A 15,019-nucleotide genomic window follows, 5' to 3' on the forward strand; every position below is an offset into this window, starting at 1 on the left:
TAAATTAAATTAACAATGAACACAATTATTGCAGCAGAATTAATCGGTTTGGATCGAATTGTCAATAGTGATCCTGTAGCAATTACCTTCTTCATAGGGTACATGGCTATGTTTGCTTCGTCAGTTTTCTTCTTTGTAGAAAGAAGTTCAGTTAATGATAAGTGGAAAACATCCCTCCTAGTTTCAGGTCTTATCACAGGTATAGCAGCTGTACATTATTATTACATGAGAGATTTCTATTTACAGACTGGTAGTTCGCCAACGGCGTTTAGGTATGTCGATTGGACACTAACGGTTCCATTGATGTGTGTTGAATTTTATCTATTGACTAAGCCATTTGGAGCTAAAGGATCTACACTTACAAAGTTGATCTTAGCTTCATTATTGATGTTGGTAGCTGGTTACATCGGAGAAACGTCTGGGATTGATAGCAATATCTTTTGGGGTGTCTTGTCTACTGTAGGTTACTTATATATCGTGTATGAAGTTTTTGCTGGTGATGTCGCAAAATTGGCAAAATCTTCTGACAGCCCTGCTTTGGCAAAAGCTATGTTCCTATTGAAAATTTTCATTACACTGGGATGGTCAATTTATCCAATTGGATACATGGTTCTTCCAGGAAATTTGCTTTCAGGTGCATTTGAAGTAAGTAGTATTGATTTGTTCTACAACCTTGCAGATGCAATCAATAAAATTGGTTTTGGACTTGTAATTTATTCAGTGGCTATCGCTGAATCAAACAAGAAAAAAGCTATTGCATAAACTTAATACCAGTCACCTCACTTAATAGTGGGGTGGCTTTTAATTTTTAAAACCCAAAGCAATGACCTACGATATCATCGTGTCTGGACTTGGTTGTGCAGGTTTTAGCTTTATGTATTACTTGCTCAGCAGTCCATTGAAAGATCAAAAAATACTATGTATAGACTCTTCAAAAAAAGATCAAAACGATAGAACATGGTGCTATTGGTCTGAAGATAAACTCGACATACATCCTAATCAAAGTGATTTGGTTTCGTGGAAGTCTTTGAAATTAGAAGGTAATATTCAATCAAATATATCATTAAATAAATTCAGCTATTTCCACATTAAGTCTTCTGATTTTTACAAAGAAATGAGGGCAAGAATTGCATTCAATTCAAACATTACTTTTGTAAATGAAGTCATTCAAAGTGTCGAAAAATCTAATTCAGGCTCTTATATTTTTACTACAAAAAGTAATGCGACTTTTGAGGGAACAACTGTCATAAACTCTATACCTCAAATTTTAAGTCCTTTTCCGGAAAAAGTTATGAAACAAGAATTTGTGGGTTGGAAAATTAAAACAAAATCAGAATATTTTGATCCAAAGCAGATGGTGCTGATGGATTTTGAAGAGAACACTCAAAATATCCCCTTTAGCTTCTTTTATATCTTACCTTACTCTAAAAGTGAGGCTTTGGTAGAATATACAACGTATACAAAGACCGGAGTGAATATAGAAGAGATGAAAAACACACTAAAAAGATACATTGAAAAGAAATTTTCAGGCGATTTCGTTATAACTTTTGAAGAAAGTGGTGCAATTCCAATGTCTACAAAGGATTTTACAAATTCAGATGATCCAAATTGGATAAATGTTGGAACTATCGGAGGTTGCACAAAGCCCTCAACAGGCTATACATTCCATACCATACAAAAACATTCTAAGATGATTGTTGATGGTTTATCTTTCGGAAGAAATAAGACCAAGCTCAGTTGGAATAGAGCAAATAGATTTAGATTCTATGATAATATTCTATTAAATATTGCTGCCAAATGGCCTGATAAATTACCTGCAATCTTTCAAGAAATGTTTTCTAAAAACTCAGGAGATCAAGTTTTAAAGTTTTTAAATGAAGAGACAAGATTCTTGGAAGAGTTCAATATTTTGCGCAAGCTTTCCTTTGGGATATTTATCAAATCACTTTGGAACTATGAAAAACATTAATCTTATCGGGAAGGTAATAGCAATAATTATTGCCATTTCGTATTATTTATTTTTTGAGAATATAGAAGCTTTTCAATTGGTAATTTTTTCTGGTGTAATTATAATTATCGGTATACCTCATGGTGCAATAGACCATCTGCTGCCTCAAGGCAAAGAAGCTACTAGCTCCTTAATGGTCTTTTTGGCAAGGTACCTTGGTATAATGTTAATATACTTGTGCACTTGGTATTTTTTTCCAAAGTTATCTCTGATTGTTTTTTTGGCAATTTCAGCCTATCATTTTGGCCAAACCCATTTTGTCAATCATTCTGTGATTAAATTTCGGTCTCTATGTTATTTTATTTTAGGTTCAAATTTTCTAGGTATCATCCTTTTAAGTGATTTTCAAACTACTGAAGAGATTCTTTCTTCCATTGCTGATGTTAGCTTTATCGAACCTTACAGATATCCTTTTATGTTAAGTTTATTTTTTGTCAGTTTTATATTGACTTTAATTCAAACAATAGAGAGGAAAAGTATTTTGTTAATTGAAATTACTTTGCTTAGTGTGTTTTTATATTTCACGCCTCTTCTTTTGAGTTTTGGGTTGTATTTTGGTTTTTGGCATTCATTGCCAAGTTTGTTGATTGAGTTTGAGGAAGTATCTAGAGATTATTCAAAAGAGAAACTGAAAAAATTCGTCCTACATTTGATGCCTTTTAGTATAATCAGCATATTCGGAATCATATTTATTTTAATCCTTTCAAATAATTACCTCCAAAAAGATCAGATGATATTGTTGTTTTTTATATTGGTTTCTTTGATCTCAGCACCACATATTTTTGTGATGAATAAGTTTATTGAGAGTAGAAAAATTCAAAATTGACCTGTACTCAATAAAACCAAATTGCAGGCAATTACAGGTTCTATACTTTTATCCCTTGCCAAATCAAAAAACTCTTTGTTTTCTGTTCCTGGGTTGAATATTATTCTTTTTGGTTTTAGGGATAAAATATAGTCATACCACTCTGGCTGATGCTGCGGACCAATGTAAAGTGTAATAGTATGAACTTCCTCAATAATCGGTTTGGTGCTAATATCCAAGATTGCTTCTCCAAAAACAGTTCCTTTTTTAATTCCAATTGGTACGAAAGGAACATTATATCTGGAAAGCATTTCTGCTACGACATAAGCATATCTTGAGGGGTTTGTGGTTGCTCCTACTATTACAGTTTTTTTCATTTTACCTTATCTACTTCCGAAAACTCTATCTCTTTCAAAAGTTTCCATGTGACGATGTTTTTTACTTTCGTAAATGTCATCAATTGTAATTAAAATACCTGTTTCTTCCACTGCTCCAAACTCATCATTAAGGGCTGTCCCAAAAGTTTTCATGGTAGGTGAAAGATTCATGTACGTATTGATCAAAGGTGGGATATTTTCTTTTGCAGCCCTAATCCTTGAATTTAGAAGTTTGTACCCATCCTTGTAGCTTAGACCTTTGAAAGCATCTACTACCTCAGTCATATCAGTTTCATAAGTGAGCTTTAGGCTAGGCTGAGGCTTTACTAAATGGTCATTGTCGGGGAAATAATGGTTCATAAAATAAAGCAAGAGATCTCTTGCTCCTCTATTATAATGAGGGTACATCGTAACTTTTCCAAAGAGATATTTGACATCAGGATGTAACATTACAACAGCTCCCAAGCCATCCCAAAGATTATCCAATGAGAAAAGCCCTTTTCTATTGTCTATACTTGGTTGATATTTTGGTTGAACAAAAGACCTTCCCAATTCAATTGTGCTTGGGATATAGTCATCTATAAAGGTCTGTGAAAATTCAAAGAGATGTGCTGTTGAAAGGTTAATTTGCCCATGATGATCAAAATTTGCATTTTTACAATATATCAGTCTGTATCCAGCAACAATCTCTTCTTCCTCAGGATTCCATGTAATCAATTGTTGGTAACAGTTCTCACAAGTATCGTTTTCATCAATATCCAATGGTTGACCTGTGCCTCCTCCTGCTCCTCTGAAAGTAAGCTCCCTCAACCTCCCGATTTCCCTGATAACATTAGGCGCAATGTGGTAATCAATCAAATAAATCTGATTGTTCCCATTATTTGTATATCGTAAAAAACGATCTGGTGTCAATTCACTTTTAATGAGTTCTTTATCAACTGATGGTATTATTTCTTGCATATAAATACTTTTTTAGGCCATTTGGTAAACTAACTTCTTTACCTCTTCTGCCCAATCCTTTTCACTTTTCGATCTATCAAAATATTCGTAAGATATTGGTTTTCCTACATGAATCACTACACTTTTTCCTCTTTGTGAGAACATTTCGTCTGCAAGATAAAACATTTCAACATTAGACTGTATGCCGAGCATTTTTCTATACTTGGCTAAGTTATAAAAGAATTTTGAATTCTTTCCTTCTATATATACTGGTACAATATCTTTTTTGTAACGCTTTGATTTGCTTATAAAGCTTTTTTTCCATTCGAGATCAATGATTCCCTTTTCTTGCTTTCGTGATACTAAGCCCGCCGGAAAAACCAAAATTGCATTGTCACTTGCATATGTGTCCTCAATCAACTTGGTAACTTCCCTGCTATTTGATCCATGCTTATTGACTGGAATAAACATTGGCTCAAAATTTTTGATATTCGTAAGAATATCATTCACCAAAAACCGAATATCTGTCCTATATTTTCCTAGCGCATACAAAAAAGCAATCCCGTCCATGCCTCCCAAAGGATGATTAGAAGCAAATATAACCGACCTATCTAAAGGTATGTTTTCTGCTCCAGTAAGTGTAACATCTACTCCAAACTCCTCAATCAGTCCATTTACAAAGTCCATTCCTTGCAAATGGCCGTGCTTTGACATGATCTGATTGATATCATCTTCATGAACAATCCTTTTGATATAGCTTATTGCAAAATTAGGAAGCCATTTGTGAAGGTTTGCGTTTTTCTCCTTTAGAACTTTTTCTACGTCAATAAAAGGTTCCTTTGTTTTCACTTTTTTGTATTGTAGTTTACTTGTAGTTTCCTCTTTAAGTTTCTCTTAAGAATTTGATTTTCAAAACACTCGATTTTTTTATAAAATAGAAGTTTCTAATTTTTATAAATATCAAATTTTCAAAAGCCTAAAAATACAAAATTTTAGATAAAGATTATGTTTTATTTAAGTTTACAAAATTTCATTTTAAAAAAATAAAAACAACATTCTTGGCTGTCCTGAGTTTAACTCACTAAAGACATAACCATGAACTTAGCAATCACAGGAGCAACCTCAGGTATTGGAGAACAAGCATTAAAAGCTTTATTGAAAAATTTCGATCAAATTTTTGTCCTTGCAAGAAATGAATCAAAAAGCAATGCTCTCATCAGTAGCTTTTCAGAAATCGATCAGAAAAAATGCATCTTCATAGAGCTCAATCTTGCTGACATGGATTCTGTGGCGGAAGCTGCAAATGTCATCCAAACAAAAACCGATCACTTGGATGTATTGATAAACAATGCAGGTGGAATTTTCAAAGAAAAAGAAATCACAAAGGATGGCTTCGAAATGAGCATTTCTGCAAATCACTTGGGGCACTTCCTTTTGACAAATAAATTGATGCCATTACTTCTAAGAAGCAAAATAGCAAAAGTGATCAATGTAAGCTCTGAAGCACACAGAATGGCCAAAGTTGATTTTAATGATTTGAATTACCAAAAAAGTACCTTTAGCTCCTTTGGATCATATGCCAATGTAAAACTTTTCAACATTCTATTTTCAAAATCCTTAGTAGAGAAGTTTGGTCCACAAGGATTGAAATCCTACGCGCTGCATCCAGGCGTGGTGAAGACAAATTTTGCGAAAGAATCAGCAGGTGTATTTTCTTTTCTGTGGAAATTGGCTGGTCCCTTTATGATTACTGCCGAGCAAGGAGCCCAAACAACAATCTACTTGGCCAAAACAGCTATTGATGCAAAACATAATGGTGCTTATTTCAAAAAATCTAAACCTACAACTCCATCCAAATCTGCCAATTCAAAAAACATGCGCGAAAAACTTTGGTTGAAAAGTGAGGAATTACTCAAAAAATGGATGTAAGTTGAATTTCTTCCATATGTAAAAATCTGTGTGCCAATTTACATTTGCTTGGTAAAAAAACCTATTTAAAATTAAATGAACGTTTCAGATTGATTGCATTTTTAATTGAATTTCCCACCCATTAAAGTTATATGTTTACTTTTGTAATATGAAGGAAACAATTTTGTCTTTGACTCCTCAGAATTGGGAGGATTATGAACTGATAGATACAGGCGGATTTGAAAAACTTGAACGCTTTGGTGAGTTTATTTTGAGTAGACCCGAACCTCAAGCTATTTGGGATAAAAGTCTGGAAGAACATGAATGGAAATCAATGGCACATGCTATTTTTTCCAAGGAGAAAAACAATCCAGAAAAAGGTCATTGGAACGAACTGAAAAAAATCCCACATAACTGGCAGATAAGCTACAAAAACCAAGATAACCTAAAGCTAAGGTTGAATTTGGCGATGACTTCATTTAAGCATATAGGTTTGTTCCCAGAGCAGGCTGTCAACTGGGATTACATTACCGATACAGTCAAGAAGCTTCCAATCAAGCAGCCAAAAATATTGAATCTTTTTGCCTATACAGGTGCTGCTTCTGTAGCAGCCAGAGGTACTGGCGCTGAAGTCACACACCTTGATTCTGTAAAGCAAGTGGTCACTTGGTCCAAGCACAATATGGAATCTTCAGGCATGGAAGGAATCCGATGGATCGTAGATGATGCAATGAAATTCATCAAAAGAGAAGTAAGAAGAGGAAATAAATACCATGGAATCATTCTTGACCCTCCAGCATATGGAAGAGGACCTGATGGTGAAAAATGGATTTTGGAAGAGCAAATCAATGAAATGCTTAAGCTTTGTGCAGAGCTTTTGGAACCTGAACATCACTTCCTAATTCTAAATATGTATTCGTTAAGCTTTAGCTCAATCATAGCAGCTAATTTGGTGAATTCAAACTTCAAAGAGGTCAACAATGCAGAGCATGGAGAATTATATTTAGTAGATAGATTTGAGAAAAAATTACCTCTAGGAATTTTCTTCAGGTTCAGAAAGTTCTAAATAAAAAGTAAGATTAATTACCATTCACAATGAATAACAGACAATTATTTCTCTCCCACCTTGCGCAAACTACAGACTTTCCTTTGATGATCGAGATCGAAAAAGCTGAGGGAATTTATATGTATGGCCCATCTGGAGAAAAATTTATTGACTTGATATCAGGAATTGGTGTCAGCAATGTTGGTCATAGACATCCCAAAGTTTTGACTGCAATTCAAGAGCAATTGGATAAATATCTTCACTTGATGGTATACGGAGAATATGTCCAAAGTCCACAAGCATTGTTAGCCAAAGCGCTTTGCGATACCTTACCTGCTCATCTTGACAATGTGTACTTGGTAAATAGCGGAAGCGAAGCTGTAGAAGGGGCTCTAAAACTCGCGAAGCGCTTCACCAACAAAAGAGAAATCATTTCTTGTGTAGATGCTTACCACGGATCTTCCCAAGGAGCGCTTTCGGTGGGAGGAAATGAAATTTTCAAAAGGTCATACAGACCCCTCCTACCTGGTATTAGAAATGTTGTTTATGGATCTTTTCATCAACTTGCGGAAATCACAGAAAACACTGCTGCTGTAATCATCGAAACGATTCAGGGAGAAGCCGGGATCAAAGTAGCTTGTACGGAATATTTCAAAGCGTTGAGAAAGCGTTGCGATGAAACAGGAACTTTGTTGATTTTAGATGAGATCCAAGCTGGTTTTGGAAGAACAGGGAAATTTTGGGCTTTTGAGCATTTTGGTATAGTTCCGGACATCCTCGTGTGTGCAAAAGGAATGGGTGGTGGGATGCCAATAGGTGCATTCATTGCTAATAAAGAAGTAATGGGAGTTTTCAAAAACAACCCTTTATTAGGTCATATTACTACTTTTGGTGGTCACCCTGTCAGTGCAGCAGCATCATTAGCAACGATCAAAATAATCCAAGAAGAAAGATTGATTGAAGATGTAGAAAATAAAGCTAATCTATTCAAAAAGCTCCTAGTACATCCAAAGATCAAAAGTATTAGAAACAAAGGCTTGATGATGGCTGTGGAGTTTGAATCCTTTGAGGTGTTGAAGCCAATTATTGACAGAGCGATAGAGTTAGGTGTTATAACCGACTGGTTCTTATTTTGCGATGATGCAATGCGTATAGCACCTCCTTTGGTAATCACTGAATCTCAAATTCATGATGCTTGCCAAATTATTCTCAAGGCAATTGACGTGTAAGCTTACTACTCTTAAACTTCTGAAACTAAAATAATATTATATTTCAGTTTAATTTCATGTTCATTGTGTTTTTGATAAAAATTTCTCAGTATTTTTATCTGATAAAGCCAATATTTTACACAGTCATTTCTTAAATATATTTTATGGAGAAGTTAACCCCAATTAAATTAGTAACCTTTTTAAGAGGAATTAATGTTGGCGGACACCATAAAGTACCAATGAAAGATCTAGTAGAACTTTTAAATAAATCAGGTTTTTTAAATGTAGTCACGATCTTAAATTCTGGAAATGTTATTTTTGATAGTTACGATAATAATATTTTTCATATTGAGAATCAGTTAGAAAAGTCTTTTTTATCTACGTTTGGCTTTGCTATTCCAACAATAGTGATTTCCGCCGATGATTTAAAAAATGAATATAATACTAAACCCTTCGAAAAAATTGAATATACTAAAGACACCAGATTTTATATCTCTTTTTGCAAGGAAAAACCTGTTGAGCCATTGACTACTCCATGGTCTACATCAGATGAATCATTTCATATACTTAATTTTCGAAATCGAATAATTACCAGTATATTGGATTTAAGCAAGATCAATTCACCCAAGGGAATGGATATTTTAGAAAAACACTTTGGCAAAGACATTACTACCAGAAATTGGAATACCATCGAGAAGATTATTGCAAAACTTTAATTAACCCTAGAACCTACTCTCAGAATATGCGTGCTATTTATGATTTTCGATATTTATATTATTTGACAATTGAAACATCAAAGAAGATGATCTATCTTCCAAATTTGATTTTTCAACACATGAGTAAAGCTCAAAGTATTGCTCTGAAATTGATAATCACATTTTTATTATTTAGTTTTTCAGTTTTTGCATATGCAACCCAATACAATCAGACTAAAAACATACTAATCAACCAAGTAAATGTTTTTGATGGGAAAAGTAAAAATCTACTTTTGAAAAGAAACATATTGATCGAAGGAAATAAGATTACAAAGATTTCAGTAGACCCTATCACAGTTGGAGAAAATGTGATTTTGATAGATGGAACTGGAAAGACGATAATTCCTGGTTTGATTGATGTACACGTTCATATGATCTTCGGATCCCTTTCGATGCTTCAAATGGCATCTCCTGACCTAGGAGAAGATGTTATCTTCAAAAATGTGTCTACTCAATCCGAAAACATGCTTTTAAGAGGCTTTACATCAGTTCGAGATGCAGGTGGGCCAATCTTCCCTCTGAAGAAAGCTATTGATGAAGGACAAGTATCAGGTCCAAGGATATGGCCTTCTGGAGCAACTATCAGTCAGACTTCTGGTCATGGAGATATGAGATTGCCACATGAAAAGTCACGCCGGTTCTTTGGACCAATCTCGCGGGCCGAATCTGTCGGAGCCACATTTATTGCTGATGGTAGAGACGAAGTATTGACAGCAGTAAGGGAAAATTTGCGTGAGGGAGCCAGTCAAATCAAAATTATGGCCGGAGGTGGAACTTCTTCAGCTTACGATCCTTTGGATGTGACTCAATATACTTTCGATGAAATGAAAGCTGCTGTTGATGCCGCAGAAGATTGGGGAACCTACGTGACTGTCCATGCATATACCAACAGAGCAGTGCAAAGAGCTATAAAAGCAGGAGTAAAATGTGTGGAACATGGTCAACTTTTGGATAAAAAAACTTTGAAACTTATGAAAAGAAAAGGTGTCTGGCTTAGTACCCAAAGATTGGTGGACAATACATCAGACATGGATGAAAGTAGAATCATCAAGCGCGCTCCCGTCTTGGAAGGTCAACAAGTGATTTGGCCTCTTGCCAAAAAATTAAAAATGAAACTCGCATGGGGTACAGATTTTCTATTCGAACCTTCCTTGATGGATACTCAAAATGACTACATTGTGAAATTGGAAAAATGGTTTACTCCTTATGAAATCTTAAAAATGGTAACCCATGACAATGCCCAATTATTGGCGCTTTCGGGATTAAGAAGTCCATACTCTGGAAAGTTAGGAGTAATTGAAGAAGGTGCTTTAGCCGATATGATTTTGATAGATGGCAATCCACTTGAGAATATTGGAATTCTTTCCCAGTATGCAGATAAGTTTTCTGTAATCATCAAGGATGGCAAGGTTGTAAAAAACAATGCAGAATGAATCTATAAATGATGGTTTGTGATCTTTTATATTGAATTTTTTCCGTTAAAAAATATTTTGGTTCTTCCTGAAACAATTTTAGTAGATTGTTTATTGTTATTTAAAGCTAACGGTCCTTATGAAATCGAATAGTTTTTAATTTACCTAACCACCTACAACCAAAAAAAATGAAACCAATCAAGAAAGAAGTTATTAGCCAGGATGTGTTTGATATTTACGATGAATATGTCCACAGCAAAATAGATAGAAGACAATTTGTAGAAAGACTTTCTCTATATACAGCAGGTGGAGTAACATTGACTGCTTTGATGAGTTTTTTGATGCCCAATTATGTTCAAGCAAAGCGTTTTGAGATAGGTGATAATCGCTTTGAGGCAGAATATATAAAATATGACTCCCCAAAAGGAGCTGGTGAGATGAAAGCACTTTTGACAAAGCCCGCTGGCATGACTGGCAAACTCCCTGGCATAGTTGTAGTCCATGAAAATAGAGGACTGAATCCATATATAGAAGATGTAGCACATCAATGTGCATTGGATGGATTTATAGCAATAGCACCCGATGCCTTGACACCATTTGGCGGATATCCAGGCACAGATGATGAAGGCCGAACGATGCAAGCCAAAAGGAATAGAGATGAAATGTTGGAAGATTTTATTGCTGCATTCGAAACATTAAAAAATCATCCTGATTGCAACGGAAACATTGGGGTAGTAGGATTTTGTTTTGGTGGTTGGATTTCAAATATGATGGCAGTCCGTGTACCCGAACTGAAGGCTGCTGTTCCATTTTATGGAGGTCAAGCCAGTGAAGAAGATGTACCTTCGATCAATGCTCCTTTACAATTACATTTCGCAGAATTGGATACTCGAGTTAATGCAGGCTGGGAAGCTTACAAAGAAGCATTGGATAAGAATGGCAAATCTTATGAAGTACATTTTTACAGAGATCTTAATCATGGATTCCATAATCATTCTACGCCAAGATATGACGAAGCAGGTGCAAAATTAGCATGGGAAAGAACAGTGAAGTTTTTTAGGGAAAAGCTGGTTTAGGGATTGAAGATTTGAAAATTTTAAGATTGAAAGAACTTATCCTCCTCACCAGACTAAGGTTTTAAGATTGTAAAATAAAGAAGTTTTAAGGTTTAAATTTGGTAAGTCGAACAAGTTCATTTTTAAACTTTTAGGGAAAAGGGTTTTATGAAAATAATTTATATGTATATCCGCTTTTACACCAGTAGCCACTTAAAATAATCTAAAATAGTATATTTGAAGCGCTGTGGGCCGTTAGCTGTCAACAGTTGACAATTATCCGCAAGATTATTTGTGATAAAAACACATGCTGGTGTAATTGCGGATAATCATAATAATTTATTAATAAATGTCTAATTGTCAATTTGAAAGTAATTGAGATTTATTCAAATAAAGAAACCTTATTTCAAATAAATCCGAGAGGAATATATGGATCCCAAAATCTGCAATGGTTAATCAAAATGATTTTATCATTTTCAAAGATTTTGTAGAAAGCAAAATCAATTAACATATCATCAAATCCATCCCTAAATCCCCCTACTTCATCACATTTTTTTGCCGGATTTTAAGAGTTCACTTATTCTTGTGTCATACTAATTTTCGAGCAATGAAAAGGAATAAACGAATCTACTACTTCTTGATATTTACAGGATTGCTTTACAATTTCATCCTATTTGCAAAAAAGGAAAGTGAAATAGAAAAAAACAAATTGGAAAATATTACCATAGATTCTACTTCAATTCAATCAACAGACACTATATTCAATAAATTATGAAAGACAGAATTTTACCATTTAGACAAATTGAGTGGTGGGTAGTTACCTTCCTTTTTGTGAGTATCATCCTTTCCAATGTGGTGACAACACGTACATTCAACCTTGATTTCGATCAAAGTATGGTGTATTTTGCCAAAATCTTTATCCCTTTGATATTTTTGGCATCCTTCTACTTTTTCCACATGAAAATATTTCCAAATTTTCTCCAAGATGGAAAAAAATCTAAATTAATCATTTATTCAATTTTAACCTTTTTTGGATCTTTTATTTCCATTGGTGCATTTTCAGTTGGGGCTAATTTTACTTCAGATTTTCTAATGCCTTTTTACTTCAATTCCCTTGCTATCTATGCAGGATATGGAGCCATTATTTATATTCTAAATCAAATCTTATTAACTGACATAAACAAAGATTTACAACCTTATAATATCCTCCGTTTTGTTTTAATTTATATTTTTCTAGTAATTTTTCTCTTTCAGTTTCAAAGAATTGCTGGTCAAGTAGTTCTCCTTACTTTTGCAATATTCATTCCCGTAATTTTAACATTGATTCTCTATAATTTCTTTTTGGTTTATGGACTGAAAAAGCAAGGGCGAAAAGGTGAAGCGAATGCATTTTATATCCTTTTGATATTTATCATTGCTGGCATTTTTATATTCATATCAATAGGAAAAGGAGATCCTGAGTTTTTGATACCTGGGATTGTTATAATTGTTGGAATTATTGCTATTCTATTCCCAATATCCAATTTCTTTTTTAAAAAATATGACAATTATTTAGGAGAAATCAACTCGCTTAACATAAAAGTAGATCGTAGTACAGCTGACCTCTCCTTTCTGCGTTCCCAGATCAACCCACATTTTCTATTCAATGCATTGAACACACTTTACGGAAATGCATTACATGAAAATGCTGAAAATACTGCAGAAGGAATCCAAAAGCTTGGCGACATGATGCGCTTCATGCTTCATGAAAACAATCAAGACCAAATTCCTGTAATAAGGGAAAAGGAATACTTGGTAAATTATGTAGATCTTCAAAACCTAAGACTCAAAGACCAAGAAAATGTAGAAATTGTCTTTAGCCACAGCGAGGAAAATTGCCCTGGCCAAATCGCACCCATGTTATTAATTCCATTTGTGGAGAATGCATTCAAACATGGTATCAGTTTTCAGAAAAAATCATGGATCAAAATAAGTTTGCGTTGCCTTGATGGATCAGTACATTTGGATGTCAATAACAGCATACATCGCAGCAACGAAGAGGATCCTGAACGAAAATCATCCGGAATAGGCTTAGAAAATGTCAAACAAAGACTTAATATCCTCTATCCAGAAAAGCACGATTTGATAGTAAGAGAAAATGATCTTGAGTATTTTGTACATTTGAGTATTAAGCTTTAGAAATGAGAGAAATGAGATATGAGATGTGATACATGAGACAAGTAAGATGTATAACGAGATGAAAACCACGAAGTGCCTGTCCCCTGCCAATAACTATCGGCACGGGAGGTAAAACTTTAAGTAACCCTGGGTCGCAACTTGAGGATTAATGTGGATTCAGAAAACACTACCCCCAAAGGGGTTAAACCTTCAATAACCCCGTATGAAATGCGGGGAATAACGAGGATGATGAAGAGCAACAACCCCGAAGCGGGTTGAACTCTACTATTTGTAAGAAAAAGAGTCAACTATTTTCAGAACGAGACAAGGATTAAAGGAACACAATTAAAATACTAGAAAGCCCTATCTGATACCAATATTCCAATCCACTACAACGGACAAATTCTTATAATCTTCTAATCCACCACGGCGGACAAGTTCTTCCAATCTCACAAAACCTTTAAACTTTCCAACTTTAAAACATTCCAACCATTACCCCTCAATCTTCCAATCCACCCCTGAAAATAATTCCCAACCATATCTAAAATCTACCTTCTAAAATCAAAAATTGAATGTTAACAGCTATCGCTATAGACGACGAACCAATGGCTTTGGAAGTCGTGAAAAACCACGCTTCAAAGGTTCCGTTTGTTCTACTTAAGGAAATATTTACAGATGCCATCAAAGCCCTAGAATATCTTAAAACCAATCAAGTGAATTTGATCTTTTTGGATATCAAGATGCCTGATATTTCTGGTTTGGAATTAGCCACGTTGATTCCCAAAGACAGTATGGTGGTATTTACGACCGCATATTCTGAGCATGCTGTCAAAAGTTTTGAATTGGATGCTATAGATTATCTATTGAAACCTTTCAACCTCAGTCGATTTTTGAAATCTTGTCAGAAAGCCCAAGAACTCTTCGAACTTAAAAATGGGCAGAACCAATTAAATAGCTTTATTTTTATCAAAACAGGTTACGAACAAGTGAAAATCAGTTTTGAAGAGCTTCTTTTTTGCGAAGCAAATGGCAATTATGTTAATTTCCACCTTGCCAAAGAAAAAATTCTTAGCAGAATGACTTTGGCAGAAACAGAAAAGCTTCTACCCTCCCACTTTGTCAAAACCCATAGATCGTTCGTGATCAATACCCAAAAGATTCAAAAAATAGAAAAACATCAAGTTACCCTTGAAAGCAAAACAGCTCCCGTGAGCAGTAGTTTTTATGATGCTTTAGCAGATAAATTGAAGCAGTAATCAGGTTTAACTTCCTAGGAATATTTATCCTTGACACAAATAAAAAAAAAGTCCTTCAAGTATTTTAGAAGTTACTTAAAGGACAAATTTATAT

Annotated in this window: 14 protein-coding genes; 11 read left to right on the top strand and 3 right to left on the bottom strand. The window is 34.6% G+C overall.

The features are described 5' to 3' along the window. Positions 1–15 precede the first annotated feature (15 nt). The 3 genes from MM213_RS00530 to MM213_RS00540 all read left to right on the top strand — a co-directional run bounded on the left by MM213_RS00530 (position 16) and on the right by MM213_RS00540 (position 2,834). Entirely contained in the window at positions 16–762 is a 747-nt protein-coding gene (locus tag MM213_RS00530) for a bacteriorhodopsin-like (protein WP_241409332.1), read from the top strand. Positions 763–823: 61 nt separating this feature from the next. Then, on the top strand, positions 824–1,969 hold the full coding sequence (locus MM213_RS00535; protein WP_241409333.1) for a lycopene cyclase family protein: 1,146 nt from the start codon (positions 824–826) through the stop codon (positions 1,967–1,969). Beyond that, complete coding sequence (locus MM213_RS00540; protein ID WP_241409334.1) at positions 1,956–2,834, top strand: Brp/Blh family beta-carotene 15,15'-dioxygenase; 879 nt, start codon at positions 1,956–1,958, stop codon at positions 2,832–2,834. The genes MM213_RS00535 and MM213_RS00540 overlap by 14 nt, the downstream gene beginning before the upstream one ends. Here the strand turns inward: MM213_RS00540 and MM213_RS00545 are convergent. The 3 genes from MM213_RS00545 to glsA are packed head-to-tail and all read right to left on the bottom strand — an operon-like array spanning position 2,825 to position 4,978. Then, complete coding sequence (locus tag MM213_RS00545) at positions 2,825–3,190, bottom strand: CoA-binding protein (protein WP_241409336.1); 366 nt, start codon at positions 3,188–3,190, stop codon at positions 2,825–2,827. The two genes, MM213_RS00540 and MM213_RS00545, sit on opposite strands and share 10 nt — an antisense overlap. 6 nt (positions 3,191–3,196) lie before the next feature. Continuing rightward, positions 3,197–4,150, bottom strand: a complete 954-nt coding sequence (glsB, locus tag MM213_RS00550) for a glycine N(alpha)-acyltransferase GlsB (RefSeq protein WP_241409337.1) — start codon at positions 4,148–4,150, stop codon at positions 3,197–3,199. A 12-nt stretch (positions 4,151–4,162) separates the two neighbouring features. After that, the gene (glsA, locus tag MM213_RS00555; RefSeq protein WP_241409338.1) at positions 4,163–4,978 is read right to left on the bottom strand and encodes a lyso-glycine lipid O-acyltransferase GlsA; all 816 of its coding nucleotides are present in this window, start codon (positions 4,976–4,978) and stop codon (positions 4,163–4,165) included. Positions 4,979–5,224: 246 nt separating this feature from the next. Between glsA and MM213_RS00560 the strand changes: the two genes are divergently transcribed. The 8 genes from MM213_RS00560 (at position 5,225) to MM213_RS00595 (ending at position 14,925) form a co-directional block, all read left to right on the top strand. After that, positions 5,225–6,058 carry an SDR family NAD(P)-dependent oxidoreductase gene (locus MM213_RS00560; protein ID WP_241409339.1) on the top strand — a complete coding sequence of 278 codons (834 nt, stop codon included), beginning with the start codon at positions 5,225–5,227 and terminating at the stop codon, positions 6,056–6,058. Positions 6,059–6,206: 148 nt separating this feature from the next. Beyond that, positions 6,207–7,103, top strand: a complete 897-nt coding sequence (locus MM213_RS00565; RefSeq protein ID WP_241409340.1) for a class I SAM-dependent methyltransferase — start codon at positions 6,207–6,209, stop codon at positions 7,101–7,103. 29 nt (positions 7,104–7,132) lie between these two features. Continuing rightward, positions 7,133–8,311: an aspartate aminotransferase family protein gene (locus MM213_RS00570; RefSeq protein WP_241409341.1), complete on the top strand. Its 1,179-nt coding sequence runs from the start codon at positions 7,133–7,135 to the stop codon at positions 8,309–8,311. A gap of 143 nt (positions 8,312–8,454) precedes the next feature. Next, positions 8,455–9,006 (top strand): DUF1697 domain-containing protein, encoded by a 552-nt coding sequence (locus tag MM213_RS00575; RefSeq protein WP_241409342.1) that lies wholly within the window; start codon positions 8,455–8,457, stop codon positions 9,004–9,006. A gap of 119 nt (positions 9,007–9,125) precedes the next feature. Continuing rightward, positions 9,126–10,478 carry a metal-dependent hydrolase family protein gene (locus MM213_RS00580; protein WP_241409343.1) on the top strand — a complete coding sequence of 451 codons (1,353 nt, stop codon included), beginning with the start codon at positions 9,126–9,128 and terminating at the stop codon, positions 10,476–10,478. A gap of 167 nt (positions 10,479–10,645) precedes the next feature. Beyond that, positions 10,646–11,533, top strand: a complete 888-nt coding sequence (locus MM213_RS00585) for a dienelactone hydrolase family protein (RefSeq protein ID WP_241409344.1) — start codon at positions 10,646–10,648, stop codon at positions 11,531–11,533. A gap of 750 nt (positions 11,534–12,283) precedes the next feature. Continuing rightward, complete coding sequence (locus MM213_RS00590; RefSeq protein ID WP_241409345.1) at positions 12,284–13,690, top strand: sensor histidine kinase; 1,407 nt, start codon at positions 12,284–12,286, stop codon at positions 13,688–13,690. 551 nt (positions 13,691–14,241) lie between these two features. After that, positions 14,242–14,925, top strand: coding sequence for a LytR/AlgR family response regulator transcription factor (locus MM213_RS00595; protein WP_241409346.1), 684 nt, complete (start codon positions 14,242–14,244; stop codon positions 14,923–14,925). Positions 14,926–15,019 lie beyond the last annotated feature (94 nt).

Origin of the sequence: Belliella alkalica (assembly GCF_022549785.1) — a bacterium.
In the GTDB taxonomy this organism is placed as follows: Bacteria; Bacteroidota; Bacteroidia; order Cytophagales; family Cyclobacteriaceae; genus Belliella; species Belliella alkalica.